The organism is Nitrosomonas sp. JL21 (assembly GCF_009833095.1).
In the GTDB taxonomy this organism is placed as follows: domain Bacteria; phylum Pseudomonadota; class Gammaproteobacteria; order Burkholderiales; family Nitrosomonadaceae; genus Nitrosomonas.
In genome coordinates, this window is the sequence record NZ_QRCB01000026.1 from 1 (window position 1) to 19398 (window position 19398).

Consider the following 19398-nt stretch of genomic DNA (forward strand, 5'->3'; position numbering starts at 1 on the left):
CGTTTTTATAGAACACGCTGACCCCTTCTTTTTCCGATGATGTATTAGGTTGAATCGCGTAGTTATAATATGCCTTACCTGCGGTAATCTCTTCGGGTGTAAACGATACGCGATAATCGAAATTAAAATCGCTCCCATATGATGAGACCCATGGAAAACTCCAATCCATACGTTCCTTGTAAGCGATAATCTTCGCTAATGGTGCGCGTGAAATAGCGGTAAATGTTACATCGCGATGATTGAGATGGATCGGGATTCCATTGAAATTATCGGCCCAGAAGGAACAGGATTTGCATCCTTCCTCCCAATCGGGAGCTAACATGAAGTGATAGATAATCAACTGGGAGCGCCCGTCAAAAAGATCGGCAAGTGAAAGGGTCCCATGCAACCCCTCGAATTGATAAGATTTTTCCACACGTTCCCAAGGCAATGCCATTCGGCGTTGCGTCAGAGCATCACGCTGACGCGTGAATTCTTTCTCGGCGGCAAGCAATTCAATGCGTGCTTTCAACCATTCGTCGTGCGAAACAACTGGATTTTTCATGTTCATCTCCTGTCTGTTTAAAAGCAATATCGCAACTTATGGATTGCATTTTACATCATAAACTGTAATATGCAACTTAATAGTTGCATATTACAGTTACAAGGAAATGTTTATGAGTAATTACATTGAAAAACAGATTGAATTGAAAGCGCCGATTTCTAAAGTCTGGCATGCTTTGACTGACTATAAAGAATTCGGAGAATGGTTTGGGGTTAATCTGCAAAATCCCTTTATTGAAGGAAAGGAATCGGAGGGGGTTATCGCTGATCCTGCTTGCCTCAAAGCTGCGCGTGCGGCAAATAACGAAGAAATGTCAGAAGAAGACTTGCTCACTCTTGAAAACGAACCGATTAAATTTAAGATAGTGGTACAAAAAATTGAACCCGAGCATTATTTTTCCTACACATGGCATCCGTATGCAATTGATATAAGCTATGACTATTCTAAAGAAATCCCAACGCTTGTAGAGTTTAAGTTGAAACAAATTCCTGGTGGTACACTTCTTACAGTCACTGAATCCGGTTTCGATAAGATTCCTAGTGATCGTAAAGAAGCCGCTTTTCGTATGAATGATGGCGGATGGACTGAACAAATGAAACGCATTGAACAGTATGTTTCCTAGAAACGCTGAAAACGGCATCGAGAGATTACAAAATTATGCGTCAGTCTTCGCGGCGCTAGGTGACGAAACTAGGTTATCTCTAGTTTCTAAGCTTATCAGTGGTCGCTCACATTCAATCTCACAATTAGCAGAAGGCTCCAAAATAACCCGGCAAGCTGTTACAAAACACTTACGGGTATTGGAAGGGGTTGGCTTGGTACATTCGACCCGGAATGGCCGTGAGCAGTTATATCATTTAGACTTGCGACCATTCAAAGATATTGAGGAGTACTTGGGGTTTGTATCGGAGCAGTGGGATCAGGCATTGTCCAGATTGAAATCATTTGTGGAAGATGAGAGAAAATGAATAGCTTATCTTGCCATTCTTTATTGCCTCATCAAGTCATTATTTGCTTTCCAGCGGATAATTTAGCATCCAGTGGAAACCGTATTGGTCCACCAGCATACCGAATCTTTTTGCCCAAAACGTTTCAGTCAGTGGCATGATCACATTGCCATCTTTGCTAAGTGCAACAAACAGTTTATCGATTTGCCCGACACTTTCGCAATTCACACTGAGATGAATGTGATTGCCCATATCCGGTCCGCCTGTAGGATCGTCCGAGGCCATAAGAATCAGATCGCCTGATGTCAGGCACGCATGCATAACTTGATTTTTATCCTTCAGTCCCGGCGGTTGCATCTCTTCTGGTGAATCGGCAAAGGTCATTACCTCCAATGTCCCACCGAAACAGGATTTGTAGAATTCCATCGCTTCACGTGCATTGTCCTTGAACATTAAATAGGGAGTTAATGATTTCATAATTTTCCTTTATTTGGATTGTATGGAAGTACTATATTTGTTTCTGTTCCAGCAATTCTTCCAGTTGCGTAATGGTTGTTCCCCAGCCTTCATGAAATCCCATGGCCTCATGCGCTTTTCTTTGCTCATGGGTATTATGCATGACATGCGCTTTATATCGGGTGCCTGAAGAAGTTGGCTCCAAATCGATGATAGCAGTCATCGCAAGATGAGAGCATTCCTTATCAGTGTCCTTTGCAGGCGTGGCGGGACGGTAATTCGTGACTAAAACACTCGTCCAAACCAGATGTTTCTCTTTTTCAATCTCCAGAAAACAAGCCGTTGACGGATATTGATTCCCTTCGGGGTCATGCATTACCGTATAAAACTCTCCGCCGGGACGAAGATCGATACGGCAATCCGATACCCCCCAAGGCTTGGGGCAGAACCATTGTTTGAGAAGATCGGGCTCGGTCAGGCCACGCCAAACCAGACTTACCGGCACAGTTAATTCCCGTTCAATTACAAGATCCAGTTGAGCATCAATCGGTGTCATCATTTTTTTCCTTTCGGTTTATTATGTTCCTTCAAGAGCAAGGCATCGAGCGCATCAAAACGCGCATTCCAGTGCGTGCGCAATTGATTAAGCCATTCCCACATTTCATTAATCCCCGTAGGGTTAATGGAATATATTCGCTGTTGAGCCCTTTTTTTCACAAAGACCAGCCCGGCCTCCCGCAAAACTTTCAAGTGCTGAGAAACTGCTGGTGCACTGATATCAAACTTATCACTGATATCAGTCGATGATATTTCGCCGTTGACTGCAATTAGCTCGATCATGCGGCGACGATTCGGCTCCGTAAGGGCTGCAAATTTATCCATGGCTTATTATTAAGAAGTAAGTTAATTAAGTCAATAATTAATTAATAAATGCAAATTATAGCTTTCAAACCCGAGGATGAAACGGAAGCTATACGGTATAGTTTCTTTTCGTTATCTCAATCCCGGAACGGGTGAGTGCACATAGTGCACAGGATGATTTCCGACAGCAAGTACAGGCTGTCTGGCCTCCAGAGGGTGTGCTTCGATATAAGCCTGCACTTCGGACAGGCCGCCATGTTGTTCGATCTCCGCAAAGCTTTTTTCAAACAATTCCCGGGACGCCTTGACCTCGACAAGGGCTGCGACTTCCGGCGGCATATCGGGCTTAACGTTACCCGGCAGGGCGTTAAAAGCCGCCCCTGCGTCAAGCACCGGTTTTTCATCAAACCATCCTGCCAGAAGCTGTTTCGTTCTCTGCACGGCGTTTTTCAAACTCTCAGAGGCTTCATGCGCAAGACGAACTGTTTCGTTTTCGGTCTGCGCATAATTGTCATGGATTTTTTCCGTGATATAGCCGGTGCTGACTCCGCCGCTTAGCGCACCGATACCGGCACCGATAGCTGTTCCGATGCCGGGCAAGATCATCGTGCCGATGGCCGCTCCGGCTGCGGCTCCGCCCAGAGAACCGATATTGGAGGCCGTTTCAACGATAGCCGATTTTTCAACCGCTAATAAATCGCCGTGTGCAAGATCGATCTGCGTCTCGCCATACGGCACGGCGGCCTCATAAACCACTTGTGCGGCTTTGGCCTTCGATCCGCCCGCCGCCAACGTGAACACGCCCGAGAGCGTACCCAGTGCCACACCAGCAATAACACCGCCGTTCTTGCCGAGTTTGCCGAAGGTTTCGGCTAGCTTACCCAAGGCGCTTCCCTTGGCGTCGAGCTCACCCTTATGGGTGAACTGCTCTCTCAGTTCCGGTTTTACAAGCGAATTCAGGTTGCCGTCATGCGCAGCAGCGTTGTGGAGTTCTTTGGCTTGGTTTCTTAATGCATCTCTCTTGAAAATTTCCTCTTCTGTTAACGTTCTATTCTCTATTTCAGCATGTCGTTCTATTTTCTGAATCTCTTCCATGAGATTGTGCGTCGGTTTATTAACGCGCAGCATGTCACGTTGTTGAATTTGAATTTCAGCAATATGGTCATTCTCAAGAGCAATCTTTGTGTTCAAGTCCCTGTATCCGGTAGTTGACGACGGTTCGGCATATTTATCCGTCATGGAATCAACATCCAGCTTTTCCAGTATCGCCTGTTTGATCGCCGTTATCTGTTCCGGCGTATCGACAACGAACCGTCCGCGCACCAGATCCTTGATCTGCCGTAAATCGCCACCATAATCACCACTAATTTTATCAAGCGCACGGTCACGGGTCTTGATTGGACCCATTTCAAAAATGACGGTTTCAAATATTTCTGGATTTTGGGTTTTTAAACGATCAAGAATGGATTGCCCTATATTTTCGAGCATAGGGGCAGAGACTTGCGCCTGTTTATACAGCTCATCGAAGGATAAATCCGGTTGATGCCGTTTTATACCACCTTCCATTCCACACCCTGTTTTTATTGTTTCAGCAATTTATTATTCAATTTCACCGAAACATCTTTTATTCCATACCGCTTATCCCCGGCGGCGAATGGAGATTAGTTTTTTTTGACTCAAAAAATCAACGACCATCCGGTCGAACTCTTCTTTTGTTATTTCTTCGATACCGCCATTCTTGTCGGTATCAATTTTGGAGAGCCAACGCATATCTAATTGCATGCTTCCGGTGTCAATATTCGGAGTTTCTGTACCTTTAAAACTATAAGGGTCGCCATTTCCAGACAATATTGCCCGGATCGGCCAGACACCGTTGGTGAAATATTTATATTTTGGATTGTTCATGGGCCTTTCCTCTTGGCGCTTTGCAAATAGGATTGACGATCAGCGGATGGGATTTTTTCAATCGATCACCCTTTCATCCCATGTGCTTTTTATGCTCATCGTTTTCATCCTGTTAATATCCTAAGCCATTATTTTTAAGACTTTCCTAACATTTTGGCAAATTATGCTGGATTTTATTAGAGGTTTTTTGTTTATTTTCTACGCTTGGCTCAAAATATACCAACTCGTTCATGGCGTTATCATAATGTTGAATTCGCTCAATATTTTCTGCATTAACGTCAGTAATTGGAAATGTAGCGACACTGTCATGTCGCCATTAGCTGCCGATAGCGCATGACACCGGCAATCCGGCTGCGGGCATGCTGGCAATAACCTTTATCCAGCTCTATACCGATGTAACGGCGGTTATTGAGAGCGGCGGAAACACTGGTGCTGCCTGACCCGGAGAATGGATCGAGAATCACGTCGCCGGGTTTTGAATAGGCACGAACTAACGGAGTCAGGATATCCACTGCCTTCTCGGTAGGATGATTACGGTTGCCACTATAGATCCATTCCTGCACATCACTGACAGGCATGGACGGTTTAGCTGGAAAACCCTTGGCCAGAAGCCATGCGGATTCATGACGGCATTCGGTATGCCAACTGCTGGACGTATAGTTTTTGTGCCAGAATATCTGGCCAACGGTACGCAAACCTGCCTGCGTCCATGAGGTGCTGAACTGATCGATTGCGCTCCAGCCGCAGAACAGGATCATGTAACGGTTATCGCGCAAGACGCGAGCCATTTGTGGGAAGGTTGGCAAAACGGCATCCGGGTTTTCGTCGTTTGCGATGGTACGGCCATGGCGGTCGCGATATCCGACGAGATAGGGTGGGTCTGTGATGATGAGGTCGATGCACTGGTCTGGCATTTGTGCCAGTTTCGCAGCAGCTTCACCGTGAATGATGCGGTTTATTTGAAAGCTGTTCATGTCCGATTTCCTTTCGTTGTTTCCTGAGGACGCGAAACGAAAAGGCCGGAGGATAAAGGCAGACGGTCAGCGCAGCGAAACAGGTAACACGGGAGCGCAAGCGAATGGAGCGGGCAGCCTGTTGACCGGATGACGCATCCGGCCAAGGTTGCGGCTAAATCTCAGGAAACAATGAGAGGAAATGGGTTCGCCAAAAGCGCCTCAAACAAAGAATGAATGAAGTGCAGCCTTCGACTGCCAACAGAGATTATTTTATGAAGATCAAAGCTATGAACCCCGGGATACTGTCAACAGGTGTTCGGCCAGTATAGCACTCTGCTTTTCATCGAATGAGATGCCGGGCGAAGCCAGTTTTGCTCCCATGTTGGCAATTTTAGTGCGCAAGCTGATAAGCGCTTCCATCCCGCGGGCAAGACGGGCCGGATCGTCGATAATTACCGTCATATTATTTCTACGGTGTGACTTTAAGTATTTGAGCATGGATTGTATGCCGGGACGTTGAGTAACATTACCTCCAACGCCTTCGTCCTTGAAGACTGCACATATTTCATAGCCTTCATGCTTGGCGAATTCCCGGCAACGGGTTAGTTGGGGATCGATGCTGTCGCCTTCTTTCTGCGCGGATGCAATGCAGGCGGAACGGCAATAGATTACGGCTCTTTGCGTAGTTTGGTTCATCATGGACTACATCCATTTTATATCAGACAACACATACAAGGTTTTTTTCTGTGCTTGTAGAGATTTTTTCCTACCCAGTGTATTCCGCCCGTTGTCTATGAACGTGCAAATAGCATCAACAGCTTTATGTCGTGATTGTCGGCGGCACGTAAGGCTTCAATATAACGCGCACGGGTTTCTCCTGCATCAATCAGATTGGTTCGACCCCATGTGAATGCTTCTTGTCCAAGCTGCTGCGCGAGAAGATCGCCCACCAGTCTTGAAAAACGACCGTTTCCATTTGGAAACGGATGGATCGCAACAAGGCGATGGCTAAAACGCACAGCGATTTCATCAGGCGAATAAGTTTTGTTTTCTACCCAATAACGGGCATCATCAATAGTTTGACGCACATCCATTGTAATCCGGTAAGCGTCAACGCCAATGTTACGGGCGGTCGTGCGGTATTGTCCCGCCCAACGCCATACATCGCCGAACATTCGCTTGTGTAATTGACGCAAGAAATTCTGGTCAAGCACATCCCGCTTGCGTTTGGAAGTCCAACGCAATGCTTGGCCGATGTTAATCTGCTCGGCCTCGTTTAATTCGTGCCGTAATGTGATATAGGCAGGAATAAGCTGCTTGCGCTCTTCAGCAGTAAGAGGTGTGTTGGCTTCATCGTCATCGACAAATAATGGGTCTGGCATGACAATCTACTTATCCTCCCATAAGCCTTTCAGCGATCCCGACAGGATGAGTTCGACCATGCGCCGTTGTTCATCGTCAAGATCAGCTTTGAGCAAGGCTTGGTTTTCCAGCCGCATGGTATGGTCGAGCCGGGCAATATCTTGGCGTGTTTTCTCATTGGCACGTTCACGTAAAATCTCGTCGAGCGGTTTTGTCGGCACGAAGGCATAAACAAAAGTGCAGCTCATCGCTTCGGCAGCTTCGCGCATGGTTTTGATTGTAGTGGCACCTGTGACTTCCGCCTTCTCGATCACCGGAATGCGTGAAGGAGAAGCCCCCATGCGTGCAGCCAATTGTCGAGCAGTCATACCAAGTGCTTCACGGATAGCCTTTATCCATCCCCGTGGCGGTGCGGTAATCTTAGCTTCACGTAGTGGCGCAAGGCGTCTTTCCAGTTGCTTTCGAGCTAATAGTGATTGATTTATGTTCATATCAATATGTCCTTGTAGAAGATATACTAATACATAGATATGAACAAATCAATAATTTATAAACATATATATATGAACTTTTTCATGATATATGTCATGGGCATCACCATAAACAAAGTCGTCCGAAGCCTTAAGCGCGCATACTATGTGTGAAGGTATAAATAAATTCTTCCCCTAATCTCAGAGAAATGTGCATTTGATGAAATTTATTCATCGCTCCTCCACTGCATTCAGACATAAAATTTCAGGGGCTGTTTCTCAGCGTCCTTTGCAGAACCCATTGTCAAAACATCACCAACCTTTCCAGCAAAGCGCACGGTTACAGGAAGTCCGTCGCTGTAGTTGCAAGCGTTGTAGTTGATTTTTGTTAAGCCCATGATATCTGTGAGGACTGTCCGAATATTTGGAGACTCGCCGGAGCTGCGTAGGATCGTAACGAAAAGCGGGTTGGGCGTCTCAGGACCAATATAGGTATCCAGACGCGGGACGAAACCTGTAGTCCACAAATAGGCATTCTTATCATCAAGAATGATGGCCGTACCGCGCAGGACGGGATAGTCCCCATTCCGAAATAGTTTTGTGTCTCCGGTTGTTGTCTTGATCCGCACGGCGACCACATTTGTTTCTGGTGGTGCTGCTTCGGCAAAGGCATTCCATTCTTCCTCATTGAACGTAGTTTTACCGTGAATGAAGAATTCTTTCGGCGGAGTGCCGTGCTTGTCTTTAAAAGTCTCAAGAACACGGGAAATCAGCCTCTTGGCCTCTGGTGCCTTAAGATGGAAATCATAATCTCCCGTCTTCCACGGACCATTTGCGCCGCGAAACACAACTGCGTCACCCTCGTTCAAAAACATCTGAGCAGCGCAACACGCATGTTCTCTTCCATCATTCGGAATCATCTTGAATACAAGACCGATGTAGCAAACTCCGGGCCGAACGTTTGCCAGCTTCCACGGTGGCTCCGGTTGCGTCTTGTAGTAAAGCCCGGTCGCGAGATTCCATGCGACGCTAGCTGGCTCCTGCAAAGTTCGTAGAGGATATCCCGCCTTGTTCACGAACTGATCCGGCGCTAGTGTCGTTTCGCGAAGAAGTTGAGATGTATGGCCGAGCTTAAGGAGGCGGGCCTTTACCTGCCGATGAAAATCGGGCACGTCATCAAAAATGGCTTCATCATCTTGATTGATGATGTCCGCAAAGAGCGGCAGGTTCAATTTTTTCTTCTGAGTCTTCAGGAATTCGCCCTTTTTCAATTCCAGACCGGAGCGCCGGGAAAGCGGCTTGCAGCGCTCGAACACCAATTCCGGCAGAACAAATATCCAAATATCGACAGTACGTTCTTCGTTCTTGTCGTGGTGCTCGATCTCTTTGAGGTAAAGATCCACAGCTTTCTTCACTGCCTCATGCTGGTTCAGAGTTTTAGTGGCGTTATCGAGCGCCGCTAGGTCAATTTTCCGCTGGACAAATTCTCCGGGGTTTATCCGTAAACCAAATGCTTCCTCAAGTCCGGGGAAGTTTGAGAGATGGAGCCGGTGCTCCTTGTCCAACTTCCCCTTTGATGGAATAGAGATAAAACCACCAAGTTTTATTGCCCAGCTCCTGAAATAGCCTAAGCCAATCGTCGTGCCGATTACACCGATCTTAACTTCGCGCGATTGCGCAGGACCAGAATGCGGCCCATAAAGAAATAATCCATCCTTGGGATGATCCGTACTTTGCCCATGCCCGAAAGACAGATTCGGTTCCGGTATGTAAACAACCTCCATCGATTTTTCAGGAAGATCCATTACTCATTTTCCTCCAAGTGGAAGTTCCCAAGTGTCGTCAAATCCTGTTCCTCCGCGTCATCCGCCATGACGTCCGCCAAGATCGTGGTAACAGGTGAAGTTACCAGCAGAGGAGTTGCGTCGATCTTGATTGACGCAGAGCCGGATAGCAAAAGCTCAATGTATTGAGATTCTTCCGAAAGCAATTCAAGAAAGGCCATTAGTCGTCCGTGCCATGCCTTGTTACGCCAGCCCTTGCAGATACTGCGCCGCAGCCGGTGCTGCTGATCGGGATCATCGAAAACCTTGCCGGTGGTTTTGCCCACCAGTTCGGCGAACAAAACCCTTGATTTAATCTTGAAATGTGGAAACGGCCAAAACGAAGAATTGGCCGAGACACCATACTGCCAAACTTTACCACCAGCAGAGTTGCGAAGCATGGAGTTGCGGCGCTGATCCTGCTTCCCCCAAGAAATCCGCTTTTTTAATGGCATTTGATTTTCGGAAACATGAAACCCGAGTTGCTGGGAGAACGCATACTCATATAGTCCTCGACTTCGGCAAAAGCTTTCCCAGCTCTGCCGAAACATAGATGTGATCATGTTCTGGGCTTCCCGAGGATGCATCGTTGGAGCTGTACTACCGACAGCGATGAACTCAAGGAGCTTGTGTTCGGAGTGAACCTCAAACCTTCCGACGTTCGCAAAAGCTCGCTGAACCTCGTCTAGCGACATGAATGAAAAGAATCCCCGTAGATGTATTGCGGAAGGAAACGGCCCCTGTCTACAGGCGTTTTCCATCAGCGCGTGATTGATAGAACCAGTTGGTTGGAAATAGCGAATAATGTCAGGGATACTGGCGATCCGGAGCCAATTCGAAGTGAGCACTTCCGGCGCATCCTCAACCTTAATGGCTAGGCGATTCCTGTAGCTCTCCCAATCTCGGTTGATTACGGGAATTGTCGAGCACGGGACTCCTTGTGTTTCTAGCGTTTCGAGAAGTTCGTGCAAGCCGTTAGCCCAGCTACCAACAAAATTGATCCATTGAAGCTCGCCAATTCCGAATATCTTTTTAAAATTTTCCAAACGTAGGGGAATGATAAAGCGAGGATCGTCAAGCTCCTTGACAAGATCTAAGGCAATACCGATTTCCTCTTGGACACCGTCCTTATCAAGAGATGAGTCACGGCAGCAAAGAAGCATCTTTATGGCCTTGTTCTGAAGCGTGCCGGTGACCTGCTTTCGCCAGCGGTCTCCTGGTTCCAGGCTGAGTACATCGGCAAATACGATATAGCCCGCAGCCTCAAGACGTGGAGCAAGCCATAGAACGAACTCGTCATCACCCGGCGTCGCCTTGCTGATGAAGATGATATTGCGCGTTACCGTTTCGACGATCTTCGTCATTTTTCTTTACCATCATCCATGCTCTGATCCTATTTACTTCCGGGATGTCTCGTTGGCGACGTACTTTTCAGCGGCATCGCGAACGACCCAAGCAATGGAGACTTTCTTGCTTCGGGCGATGGCCTCTAGCGCTTCGTAAAGTTCAGGAGGAAATGTTACCGACGTCCGGCATGCAATGTTGGCCTTAGTTCGTCGAATCAATTTGTGGCTGGTTGGTGGCATAGAAATCTCTAGAATCGATTTTGCACCACTTTACACCACTCCGGTGCAATCGGCTATAGAGAGGATTGCAACACTGAGACAAGAGCCGGTCGCGATCCAACGGCAACGTTGACGCGTATCCAATCCGCGCAGGATGGTCGATGGGTATCCAAAGGGAGATAGAATTCTCCCTTGGTCATGGGGGTGTCGGGGGAGCTTGAAGGCTCCTCCCGACTGGTGATGCAACGGCTAGACGGTGCATGGCGCGAAAGTGATAAATGGAAGCGCCACGAGCCAGAGGGATGCAACGGGAGAGCGCAGCGTCTCCCTTGCCAAGCTGCGTTGGACGGAAAAATGGAACATTTGTAGTACAACGCACAGCTTGCGCGTAGCGGGAAGTGAGGTAGTACAAGCATGATGTGTAATACAAAAACGATTGGCCGCCTTCTTGAAAAAATCTCGTTAACTGATTTTCTCAGGACGATAGAAATTCACAGCGTTGGTAAAAAGAACTTTATCCGCGTTTTCTGCACCTATCGTTTCGATAACCAATAAAAAGTCATTGTCTTCATAGGGTCTCGGAGCACGAGTGGATGGAAGATCGGTGCCAAACATCAAGGCATCTGGATTGGCGGAAAACAAGTCTTTGAGTGCGCTTTCTATTTTGAAATCAACTCTGCCAAAACCTGTTGCCTTCACATGAGCACCTTTCTCAACGAGTTTAAGCAAAGTGGAAAAACCTGCCTTTGAAAGCCCTAGATGATCGATACAAATAGCGGGCAAAGCTATAAATACAGGATAAAGCTCGTTTAATTCTTGAGAATCGACGTATAACTCCACATGCCATCCGGCAAGTTCATGAACCCGTCTTGCAAGGCTATCGAGATATTTGGTCTCCTCTGACCCTCCACGTTTCATATTAAACCGGACTGCTCGAACGCCAGCGCGATTTAATTCGAGAATTTCTTCATCTGAAACCGAGGCAGAAATTTGGGTAACACCTACGAACAAAGAGCCAAGCCGTTTTAGCGCATCAATCAGATAGGTTTGATCGAATGCCTGAAAAGAACCCGATACTACCGCGCCACCCGCGAGATCATAGGCTTCCATACGGTTAAGATAATCTCCACATGTAAAATTAGGTGGAAGATAACCATTATTAGGTATTAATGGGAAACGGCCATCAATAATATGCAGATGTGCATCAAAAAGCCTGAAGTTTTTTAACGACATAAATTTCGCCCAATATCATTTCAAAGATTTCTCGATCAGGGTACGTAGCCCAGTTTCAAATTCGCTCAATCCTTTATTATCGATCAAATAAATGATGTAGTTTCTGGAATGAGATAAATCTTGCAGCATTTCACCGTACATTCTCATGTATGTACGGTAATGATCGATTGTGGCTCCGCTGCTATCCGGCATTGATCGGTAGCCTTTCCTCAACCTTGGCATATTGTGAAAGCTCACGGTAGATCGTGCGTAAAGAAACACCGAATTGATCTGCAATCATAATAGGAGTGATTTCAGGCTCACGTTGTAACAACCCCTGCATCTGAATGATCTGGCAGCGTGACAGTTTCTTTGGCCTGCCCAAACGTGCCCCGCGTTGCCGGGCCGCTTCCATTCCCGCCTTAGTACGCTCCCGGATAAGATTGCGCTCCAGTTCCGAAAACGCATGGCGTATCTGGTACATGCATTTACCCATCGGCGTGGTCGTGTCGATGTCTTCGGTCAAGCAGCGGAATTCAATCGCACGGTTTTCAAATTCTTCCAGAATGTTCAGGGCGTTTTTAAGCGAGCGAAAAGCACGATCCATTTTCCACACCACAAAAACGTCACCCGTCTGTAAATGGGATAAAGCCTTTTCAAAGCCGGGTCGCCGTTTAGCAGTTGCTGATATGCCTCGATCTTCAAATATGGCATTGCACCCGGCCAGTTTCAAAGCGTTGATCTGAAGATCAAGATGTTGATCCTCGGTTGATACGCGGGCATAACCGATAATGCGGCCAGAATTCCCGGGCGGGTGATTGCGCTCTTTGTACATTTCACTTCCTTAACGATAGACAAAATGGAACCTTTTTGGCTTACCTTCATAATCTTCTCCCGTCAATTCAAAATGGAAAAATTGCGCTGAATAACGCGCAAAATCGACTGCTTTTCCTTCGATAAAGCGATATGCAAATTGTGCCAAAATGGTTCCCTTTTGGCACAGTATAATGACACAATAAATCAATCACTTATCAACAAATGCATAGTGATTTTCTGTGTATTGCTCATTGTGTTTTGCAGCAATGCTACATTCGCGCAAGAGACATTGCTTTCAGCCAAAGAAGATTACATTTCGTGCTGGAAACAGCCATGTGTCGATGTTGCCGGAAGTGAATGGTCGGAGAAGAATCCGAACGGTGTGGGAATTTCAGTTGCCATGGGAACGCAAACGCGTGTTACGGACGATCAAATCAAGACAGTGCTTACACGAGATTTTAAAAAGCATGGTATGACGAATATCAAGTTTTTCTTTGAACAAAACGATGCACCTGCTACTGGGATTGCATTTCATGTTCGTGGAGGAACTAAGGGATTATTTCTAATCGACAATGTACGTGAACAAGTTGCGGGTATAGCCAAACTGGCGGCAAATAAGAATCCGGTTTTTCAATAACTCATGAAGTGAATTTTATGACCCCACTGAAAGACTCTCTCTGTGAAAGTGCTGTATCACGTTGATTATCGCGAGCATCGCGTACTGATTTTTGGGTGCTCATATTTTCAGATACCCGATCAGCAAAAACCATTTCTTGGACGAAGCCGCGTTGTTTCATTTCATCGAGGATTTGTTCTTTGCGTTGCAAGCTGGTGTTGTCATCATCTAATTCGGCAACAGCCGCTTTGGCGCTATTCAGATGGAATTGCTTTTGCGCCCATTCTGCGTAGTCGCCGTGTTTCAGATCATTCTTGTACTTATCCTTGATCGTGCCATCGGGATTGAGCATTTCGTTGATGAGGTGGCGTTCTAAACGTTTGCGATAGGTTTCTATTTTTTCATCAGCCTCTTGCTGCGGGATAGCGTCAGCTTCCAAAATCCTGAGTGCTAATTTTTCACGCCATGCATCGCCGTCGCGTTTTTCGAATGAAGCTTTCAGGATTCTAATATCGGCCTCCATCCGTTCGATGGAAGCGCGGATTTGTTCTACCAGCTTGATAAACTGCGCCATTTCACGTTCCTTGGTTCTGCGGGTTTCTTCTTGCTTGGATTTATTACTGCTCGCTATAGAGCCCCGCTCGATAACGCCAGCAATGGAACCGCTAAGCTGACCTTGCAATAGTTGATTTTCTTTGTCGAGAAATTCCAGATGGCGCAGACGGTTGAAATCGTCGTCAGACAGGCAGGTATCACAATGAAAGAAGATATTCGTTAATCCACCGGAAACCAGCAATTCTGCGTCGGTCGGCTTAACCATTGGCGGCTCCGCGAGAGAATAGCGTTACCGAAAATTCGCGATATGCTATAGCATATCCATGGTTCAGAATAACCTTGTTATTCTGAACCACTATCAATGAAATTTCAGGCACACCACGCCCCAATGTCCCTACCTCCCAGTGTTTTTAATGTACTTTCCGTAAATATACTATAGAAAATTGATTAAAAAATGCTTAATAAAACCGACTTAGAAAGATGAAAATTACAAATATAAAAATTCAAAAAATTAACAATGCCTCATTTAAGGTGTGGTGAATCAATTAACCTAAAATAACGAATACCGCGCTTAAACTTCTCTGATCTTTCAAGAATGTGAGTATCAAAGGTAATGTTTATAGTCTGTTTTTCATCATTTGGAGATGCTGCTCCTGGGTATCCATTGAAAGAAACCGAAAAATCTGCCCAGCCCATTTCACCACGAAATAGTAGAACGCAGTTTTTTATAAGTATTGACTGCTTATCAGCAGATAGCGAAACTTTTGGCTTTAACTGTAGTTCCTTGGAACCATCATCTCTTTTAATCATTGCAGATGGTAAATATTCCAAGCCGGGAAATATTCTAAAAACCCCAGCAAAAAAATCAGAAAAAGTTACGACGAACTGTAGATAATCAAGTGCTGTATCTTGGTTGATAACAATTAGATTATTTTTAACCAATGAAGTAACTGTTTGCATGTTGCTCGGAAGATATATGTCTTCATTTATAAGAAGAACAATAACAGAACTAAACTTTTGGAAATTTGTGGCTTCCTCCTCTTGCTCATCTATATTGATTTCACAATTGCTAAACTGGGGTTTTGAACAAAACAAAAATTCAAATATTTTCCCATCTGGGCAAAACGAAGGGGAGATAGAGCGTATGCTATATAGGTCATTTTTTAAAAGGAAGTGGTTATATTTTGAGTGTATAATGACATGGCAGATTTTTTCTGCTTCTTTAACACTTGAGACTTTCCAATCACCAGAAAATAATGGATAAAAAAAGTCAGGAAAATAGGGCTGATTTTCAAAGTAATTACTTAGAAAGTTTTGTACAGAAACCTCTTCTCCTTGTACCTTTCTATACATTAAACCATCTAGCCTGCCTGCATCAAATTCTGTAATTTCTGATCCGGCAAGAATCAATAATTTTGCTACATCTTCATGGCCGTGAAAACAAGCAAGTTCTAATGCTGTGGCATTTTCTAAATCAGAAAAAATATAATCTGCTCCGAATTTGATGAGTAAATCAACAACGGACTCATTTCCTTTTTTGCTAGCTAACATCAATGCAGTTCGACCATCATTATTCAATGCGTTGATATTGGCACCAGCATCAAGAAGCATCTTAGCAATGGTTAAATTTCCTTCCATGCTTGCCCACATCAGCGGAGTAAATCCTTCGGGATTCATCATGTTGACATTACCTCCATGGCGCAAAATAAAATCAACCAACTCTTCGAATCCGGACCGACAAGCAAACTCCATAATACTGTAGATAGAATCAAAATTGAGTTGCATACCTTCTGAATTTTCATTCAATATGTTGAATATATTTTTGTTTTCATACCAGCTTGCAAGCATTAATGCCAAAACAACGTAGAAATTACTCATCGGTGTTTTTTGATGAATTTCTACCGCACGACTAAGGGATTCTGATGATTTGCCTACCTCGCCATTTTGCTGGCATAAAAAAGATAGTATTATCAAACTGTGTGCTAAATTTGCACCATAAGCCTCGAAATTTTCTTGCGCGTGTTTTTCGTTAATAGAGACTGCGTACTTAATAATTTTAAATGCTTCAGTCCCGTTACCTCTGGAATTGTGAATAACAGATAAAGTATTTAGAAAATCTAATAAATCTTCTTCATTCCCTCGAAATTTTTTATTCTTCAGAAATTTTTTTATATCTTTCAAATCTACAAGAGATTTATATATATCAAATTGCTCTGGATTATTGTCATCCGGCACTGATATTTTCATTCTTTCCAAAAAATATCGCTCTTTCATTTCTTCATCTGTTGTAAGTCTTATAGCTTCAGTTAAAGCCTTGCTGACTAAATTTCTAAGACTTGGACTCAGATTTTTCTTAGGTAATTTCTCTGCGATCCAGTTGATGTACTGGGGTTTATTCTCCATTTCAGAAAGCAGAATTTCCTCGATGGGCCAGTCTGATTTTAATTTTGTTTTTAAATCGGAAACAATACGCCCAAGTCTGGAAAAACTTGCTTCTAATTGAGCATCTCTAGCTTTAGATTTCATTTAGCACTCTCTGTGTCAGGCTCGCCAGCAGCAGCAAGTATCCAATGCCCCTCATGAGGCTTGGCCCATTTTTCAAGACTATATGCAAGAAAATCAGACGCCAGAATATCCGGTTGCAGTGCCTGAATTTTGTTGTCGACCCATAGGCTTAATCTTGACAATCCACTCACTTTAGGTGGGAAATAGTTAATCCTGTTAATATCAAGGCGCTTGGTGAGAGCATTAATTTGATGGCTATCTAGTCCATTTGTAACCGTAGCAACAGCTTTGAGTAATAGAACCCCTTCTACTTCCATGATGTCTGAGGCGAAATTATCCTTATTATACTTCTCCACTTCATTGCGAATTAGCCTTTCTTCTCTTTCACTTAGATAACGAATAATCTCTCCGCTTCGCAATTTAAAAATGGGTTTATTCGTATTGCAATTTTCATTAAACAAGTAAATGGCAAGAGCAACGACAAATATGGGTACTTTGTGCATTGGGTCTCTTTCTTGCCATTCTAAAAAATCAAACCTCTCAGGAAGTGATGGTTGACGATTAATACTTGGTGATTGATGTTTTATTTTTAATTCTTCTAATCTTTTCCAACTTCCTTCAAAAATATTCCAAGATTCTTCTTCATGAAGTTTTTTAAGCAATATCTTCTCAATGTGCTTAATTGAAGCTTTAGCGGCGATTGTTTTTATGAAATGAGGATTACGACTGAGAAGCAAAATTCGGAGTTTTTTTCCGCTATTGCTACTTTCATCAAAATTTCTTACAGCACGCAGTAGGCCCACAACCGCGTCTGTCCGCTCTTCAATATAATCAATGACCAGCAACAAACCTTTTTGGCCAGAATGCCAATTGCCAACAAAATTCTCGGTTGTAGTTCGGCCCGCCCCCCATCCTTGTGCTTGAACTTGCTTTACAAAATGGAAAGCTAATCGAGTTTTTCCCACTCCGCCTTCTCCATATAGAAGCATGATGCTTTTTGGGGAAAGTTCACTCTCGAGCCATTGTCGCAAGCTTTCAAGCTCATCTTTTCGGCCTATGAAGGGTGAGAGATGTTGTTGCCAATCAAGAAGTTTTGCGATTTCATGTATCCCGTAAAATTGAGTTTGTGGTATGGCGAGATGCTTTTCTCCCTGACCATGCTCAATATTATAAACACCATCCGTTATATCTTTTGAAATGCAAAATCCATTAGTTTCGATAGTTTGAAAGATATGTTTATCGCTAGCTTGGATAAGGGATTTTTCAACATTGGAAGTAAAATCAATTTCATTTTGTTTTGTTGATGCCTTTTGCCCATTCTGTTGCTTTAGAGCATCGTGAGTAAAGATTTGTGCTGATTCTGATTTCAGTTGCTTAACCAGTTGAGGGGCTTCAAGAAGAAAACCATTTATGGCTTCTTGATATAGAGTATGTGAGAAAAGTCGTATTTTTTTGATTTCACAATCTTTGAGAAATTCTGCAATTAGAAGAATTAACTCAATTTCTAAAAATTGTGCGGCGGTACAAAAGGCCATCTGTACCTTGAAAGACCCTATTACTCTATGTTGTCCGCGATAAAAAGTTCCCCATCGTTGATTAGGGTTATCCATTACTTTTTTAAAAGCAACAAATTGATATCCTACTTTGAATTTCAGAAATTCATAGAAATGGCTGAAATCTAGTATCGCGTAATCAGGATGTTCAGGATGGGGAAAGATTGGATATTTCTCTCCTTTAATACGGATGCGCTTTTCTTTATTTATTTCATTCCAAGGCCGATTCCCGCATTCAGTAATTTCGTTAAAAAGGTTTTCGAAACCTGCATCTTTGATTGATTTAGCGGTGTATTTATACTCCATATTCCTTTCCACTCTCTATTATCCGAGTTTTCTCGAATGAGAGTGTAATCAAAAATAACGGATAATTGGGATATACACCTTATGCTTATAATTAATACTAAACCTAGCTAGGTTCATCAATATCGAGAGTATTAACCGAAGAGCATTGATCCGATTGTTCAGCAACTGCTATTTTTTCACACAAACGCATAGTCCGCTCATAACTTTCTTGTGAGGGAGATATGTCTTTGAGTTTAAGCTTCAAGGCATCTAGTACATGATCGGCAAAAGGAATTTCTTGGAATACAGCATTAAGCTCTATCGTTTTTAGTAATTCAGCGTGTAATGCGCTCCAATTCAGCGCATTGAAAGTGATAGTGACTTTATCATCTTTGACTTTAATCTTTAACGATTTCGAGCCAAACGTTTTTTTCTGTGTCAATGCTCATTTTCCCTTCTCTATCAACTAAACCTGTTTCCAAGCATTAGTTTTCCATAGCACGGAGCATTCGCTACGTGCAAGATTTTTCTTTGGATTCCTCATAACTCGTTGCAGTCATTCATTTATTTGGTTTCCTAGCTTGAAAAATGTACGCCGTACAAAAATGCGTACATGCAGCGCGCTATCCCCGTACAAGTATTCACGATTAATCTCCAAATCGTTTCCAAAAATCATCAAAAGAGGCTTTTAAATGAAAACTAGGACGGCGATTAAATTGATTTTTAAATTATTGACTATCTCTCTGTTATGCGCGGGTTTCACTTTATCGATCATGCAAGAGCAATGGATTTGGACGTTCAGCCTATCCGCAGCGCTCATATACGAACTAAATAAATTAGTTTCGTAATTTTTTAATCTCTGCGAGTTCAATTCCCCGCTGCTTGCGGCGGGGTGCTTTATTAAAAAAATGAGTACAAAAATGAAAGATTATTTATTAAGCGAATTTCATCGTCATCATGCGAAATT

23 protein-coding genes are annotated in these 19398 nt (G+C 44.1%); 3 read left to right on the top strand and 20 right to left on the bottom strand.

What is annotated here, in order from left to right; all coding sequences use genetic code 11:
* The coding region (locus ABF87_RS09030; RefSeq protein WP_160828803.1) for a DUF899 family protein at positions 1–544 on the bottom strand (544 nt) is incomplete at its 3' end.
* 112 nt (positions 545–656) lie between these two features.
* Here ABF87_RS09030 and ABF87_RS09035 point away from each other — a divergent pair.
* Entirely contained in the window at positions 657–1166 is a 510-nt protein-coding gene (locus ABF87_RS09035; protein ID WP_160828804.1) for an SRPBCC family protein, read from the top strand.
* A gap of 385 nt (positions 1167–1551) precedes the next feature.
* Here the strand turns inward: ABF87_RS09035 and ABF87_RS09045 are convergent, their stop codons facing one another.
* From ABF87_RS09045 to ABF87_RS09070, 6 genes are all read right to left on the bottom strand, one after another.
* A complete protein-coding gene (locus ABF87_RS09045) occupies positions 1552–1968 on the bottom strand; it encodes a VOC family protein (RefSeq protein WP_160828806.1) in 417 nt (138 codons plus the stop codon).
* Positions 1969–1999: 31 nt separating this feature from the next.
* Positions 2000–2506 carry an SRPBCC family protein gene (locus ABF87_RS09050; protein WP_160828807.1) on the bottom strand — a complete coding sequence of 169 codons (507 nt, stop codon included), beginning with the start codon at positions 2504–2506 and terminating at the stop codon, positions 2000–2002.
* The gene (locus ABF87_RS09055; protein WP_160828808.1) at positions 2503–2829 is read right to left on the bottom strand and encodes a metalloregulator ArsR/SmtB family transcription factor; all 327 of its coding nucleotides are present in this window, start codon (positions 2827–2829) and stop codon (positions 2503–2505) included. Before ABF87_RS09055 ends, ABF87_RS09050 begins: the two co-directional genes overlap by 4 nt.
* A 111-nt stretch (positions 2830–2940) precedes the next feature.
* Entirely contained in the window at positions 2941–4374 is a 1434-nt protein-coding gene (locus ABF87_RS09060; protein ID WP_160828809.1) for a glycine zipper domain-containing protein, read from the bottom strand.
* A 72-nt stretch (positions 4375–4446) separates the two neighbouring features.
* Complete coding sequence (locus ABF87_RS09065; protein ID WP_160828810.1) at positions 4447–4713, bottom strand: hypothetical protein; 267 nt, start codon at positions 4711–4713, stop codon at positions 4447–4449.
* 305 nt (positions 4714–5018) lie between these two features.
* A complete protein-coding gene (locus ABF87_RS09070; protein ID WP_160828811.1) occupies positions 5019–5687 on the bottom strand; it encodes a DNA methyltransferase in 669 nt (222 codons plus the stop codon).
* Here ABF87_RS09070 and ABF87_RS15295 point away from each other — a divergent pair.
* Positions 5686–5820: a hypothetical protein gene (locus ABF87_RS15295; RefSeq protein WP_275689462.1), complete on the top strand. Its 135-nt coding sequence runs from the start codon at positions 5686–5688 to the stop codon at positions 5818–5820. The two genes, ABF87_RS09070 and ABF87_RS15295, sit on opposite strands and share 2 nt — an antisense overlap.
* A 134-nt stretch (positions 5821–5954) precedes the next feature.
* Here the strand turns inward: ABF87_RS15295 and ABF87_RS09075 are convergent, their stop codons facing one another.
* From ABF87_RS09075 to ABF87_RS09115, 9 genes are all read right to left on the bottom strand, one after another.
* Positions 5955–6368, bottom strand: a complete 414-nt coding sequence (locus tag ABF87_RS09075) for a recombinase family protein (protein WP_160828812.1) — start codon at positions 6366–6368, stop codon at positions 5955–5957.
* A gap of 92 nt (positions 6369–6460) precedes the next feature.
* Positions 6461–7051, bottom strand: coding sequence for a mobile mystery protein B (locus tag ABF87_RS09080; RefSeq protein ID WP_160828813.1), 591 nt, complete (start codon positions 7049–7051; stop codon positions 6461–6463).
* A gap of 6 nt (positions 7052–7057) precedes the next feature.
* Complete coding sequence (locus ABF87_RS09085) at positions 7058–7522, bottom strand: mobile mystery protein A (protein WP_160828814.1); 465 nt, start codon at positions 7520–7522, stop codon at positions 7058–7060.
* Between the two features lie 230 nt (positions 7523–7752).
* Entirely contained in the window at positions 7753–9306 is a 1554-nt protein-coding gene (locus ABF87_RS09090) for a hypothetical protein (protein ID WP_160828815.1), read from the bottom strand.
* Positions 9306–10688 (bottom strand): toll/interleukin-1 receptor domain-containing protein, encoded by a 1383-nt coding sequence (locus ABF87_RS09095; RefSeq protein ID WP_160828816.1) that lies wholly within the window; start codon positions 10686–10688, stop codon positions 9306–9308. Before ABF87_RS09095 ends, ABF87_RS09090 begins: the two co-directional genes overlap by 1 nt.
* Positions 10689–10721: 33 nt before the next feature.
* The gene (locus ABF87_RS09100; protein WP_205012679.1) at positions 10722–10889 is read right to left on the bottom strand and encodes a CopG family transcriptional regulator; all 168 of its coding nucleotides are present in this window, start codon (positions 10887–10889) and stop codon (positions 10722–10724) included.
* Between the two features lie 462 nt (positions 10890–11351).
* Positions 11352–12122: an amidohydrolase family protein gene (locus ABF87_RS09105; protein WP_160828818.1), complete on the bottom strand. Its 771-nt coding sequence runs from the start codon at positions 12120–12122 to the stop codon at positions 11352–11354.
* Positions 12123–12303: 181 nt separating this feature from the next.
* A complete protein-coding gene (locus ABF87_RS09110; protein WP_160828819.1) occupies positions 12304–12936 on the bottom strand; it encodes a recombinase family protein in 633 nt (210 codons plus the stop codon).
* Positions 12937–12945: 9 nt separating this feature from the next.
* Positions 12946–13083: a hypothetical protein gene (locus ABF87_RS09115; RefSeq protein WP_160828820.1), complete on the bottom strand. Its 138-nt coding sequence runs from the start codon at positions 13081–13083 to the stop codon at positions 12946–12948.
* Positions 13084–13095: 12 nt separating this feature from the next.
* Between ABF87_RS09115 and ABF87_RS09120 the strand changes: the two genes are divergently transcribed.
* Positions 13096–13554 (top strand): hypothetical protein, encoded by a 459-nt coding sequence (locus tag ABF87_RS09120; protein WP_160828821.1) that lies wholly within the window; start codon positions 13096–13098, stop codon positions 13552–13554.
* Between the two features lies 1 nt (position 13555).
* Here the strand turns inward: ABF87_RS09120 and ABF87_RS09125 are convergent, their stop codons facing one another.
* The 4 genes from ABF87_RS09125 to ABF87_RS09140 form a co-directional block, all read right to left on the bottom strand.
* On the bottom strand, positions 13556–14353 hold the full coding sequence (locus ABF87_RS09125) for a hypothetical protein (RefSeq protein WP_160828822.1): 798 nt from the start codon (positions 14351–14353) through the stop codon (positions 13556–13558).
* 257 nt (positions 14354–14610) lie between these two features.
* Positions 14611–16614 carry an ankyrin repeat domain-containing protein gene (locus ABF87_RS09130; RefSeq protein WP_160828823.1) on the bottom strand — a complete coding sequence of 668 codons (2004 nt, stop codon included), beginning with the start codon at positions 16612–16614 and terminating at the stop codon, positions 14611–14613.
* The gene (locus tag ABF87_RS09135) at positions 16611–18452 is read right to left on the bottom strand and encodes an ATP-binding protein (RefSeq protein WP_160828824.1); all 1842 of its coding nucleotides are present in this window, start codon (positions 18450–18452) and stop codon (positions 16611–16613) included. Before ABF87_RS09135 ends, ABF87_RS09130 begins: the two co-directional genes overlap by 4 nt.
* Positions 18453–18555: 103 nt before the next feature.
* Positions 18556–18873, bottom strand: coding sequence for a hypothetical protein (locus ABF87_RS09140; protein WP_160828825.1), 318 nt, complete (start codon positions 18871–18873; stop codon positions 18556–18558).
* Positions 18874–19398 lie beyond the last annotated feature (525 nt).

What these genes read in the sequence shown, in the direction of transcription:
- ABF87_RS09035 (WP_160828804.1), top strand. Translation starts at nt 657, where the DNA reads ATGAGTAATTACATTGAAAAACAGATTGAATTGAAAGCGCCGATTTCT.
- ABF87_RS09045 (WP_160828806.1), bottom strand. Translation starts at nt 1,968, where the DNA reads ATGAAATCATTAACTCCCTATTTAATGTTCAAGGACAATGCACGTGAA.
- ABF87_RS09050 (WP_160828807.1), bottom strand. Translation starts at nt 2,506, where the DNA reads ATGATGACACCGATTGATGCTCAACTGGATCTTGTAATTGAACGGGAA.
- ABF87_RS09055 (WP_160828808.1), bottom strand. Translation starts at nt 2,829, where the DNA reads ATGGATAAATTTGCAGCCCTTACGGAGCCGAATCGTCGCCGCATGATC.
- ABF87_RS09060 (WP_160828809.1), bottom strand. Translation starts at nt 4,374, where the DNA reads ATGGAAGGTGGTATAAAACGGCATCAACCGGATTTATCCTTCGATGAG.
- ABF87_RS09065 (WP_160828810.1), bottom strand. Translation starts at nt 4,713, where the DNA reads ATGAACAATCCAAAATATAAATATTTCACCAACGGTGTCTGGCCGATC.
- ABF87_RS15295 (WP_275689462.1), top strand. Translation starts at nt 5,686, where the DNA reads ATGTCCGATTTCCTTTCGTTGTTTCCTGAGGACGCGAAACGAAAAGGC.
- ABF87_RS09070 (WP_160828811.1), bottom strand. Translation starts at nt 5,687, where the DNA reads ATGAACAGCTTTCAAATAAACCGCATCATTCACGGTGAAGCTGCTGCG.
- ABF87_RS09075 (WP_160828812.1), bottom strand. Translation starts at nt 6,368, where the DNA reads ATGATGAACCAAACTACGCAAAGAGCCGTAATCTATTGCCGTTCCGCC.
- ABF87_RS09080 (WP_160828813.1), bottom strand. Translation starts at nt 7,051, where the DNA reads ATGCCAGACCCATTATTTGTCGATGACGATGAAGCCAACACACCTCTT.
- ABF87_RS09085 (WP_160828814.1), bottom strand. Translation starts at nt 7,522, where the DNA reads ATGAACATAAATCAATCACTATTAGCTCGAAAGCAACTGGAAAGACGC.
- ABF87_RS09090 (WP_160828815.1), bottom strand. Translation starts at nt 9,306, where the DNA reads ATGGATCTTCCTGAAAAATCGATGGAGGTTGTTTACATACCGGAACCG.
- ABF87_RS09095 (WP_160828816.1), bottom strand. Translation starts at nt 10,688, where the DNA reads ATGACGAAGATCGTCGAAACGGTAACGCGCAATATCATCTTCATCAGC.
- ABF87_RS09105 (WP_160828818.1), bottom strand. Translation starts at nt 12,122, where the DNA reads ATGTCGTTAAAAAACTTCAGGCTTTTTGATGCACATCTGCATATTATT.
- ABF87_RS09110 (WP_160828819.1), bottom strand. Translation starts at nt 12,936, where the DNA reads ATGTACAAAGAGCGCAATCACCCGCCCGGGAATTCTGGCCGCATTATC.
- ABF87_RS09125 (WP_160828822.1), bottom strand. Translation starts at nt 14,353, where the DNA reads ATGGTTAAGCCGACCGACGCAGAATTGCTGGTTTCCGGTGGATTAACG.
- ABF87_RS09130 (WP_160828823.1), bottom strand. Translation starts at nt 16,614, where the DNA reads ATGAAATCTAAAGCTAGAGATGCTCAATTAGAAGCAAGTTTTTCCAGA.
- ABF87_RS09135 (WP_160828824.1), bottom strand. Translation starts at nt 18,452, where the DNA reads ATGGAGTATAAATACACCGCTAAATCAATCAAAGATGCAGGTTTCGAA.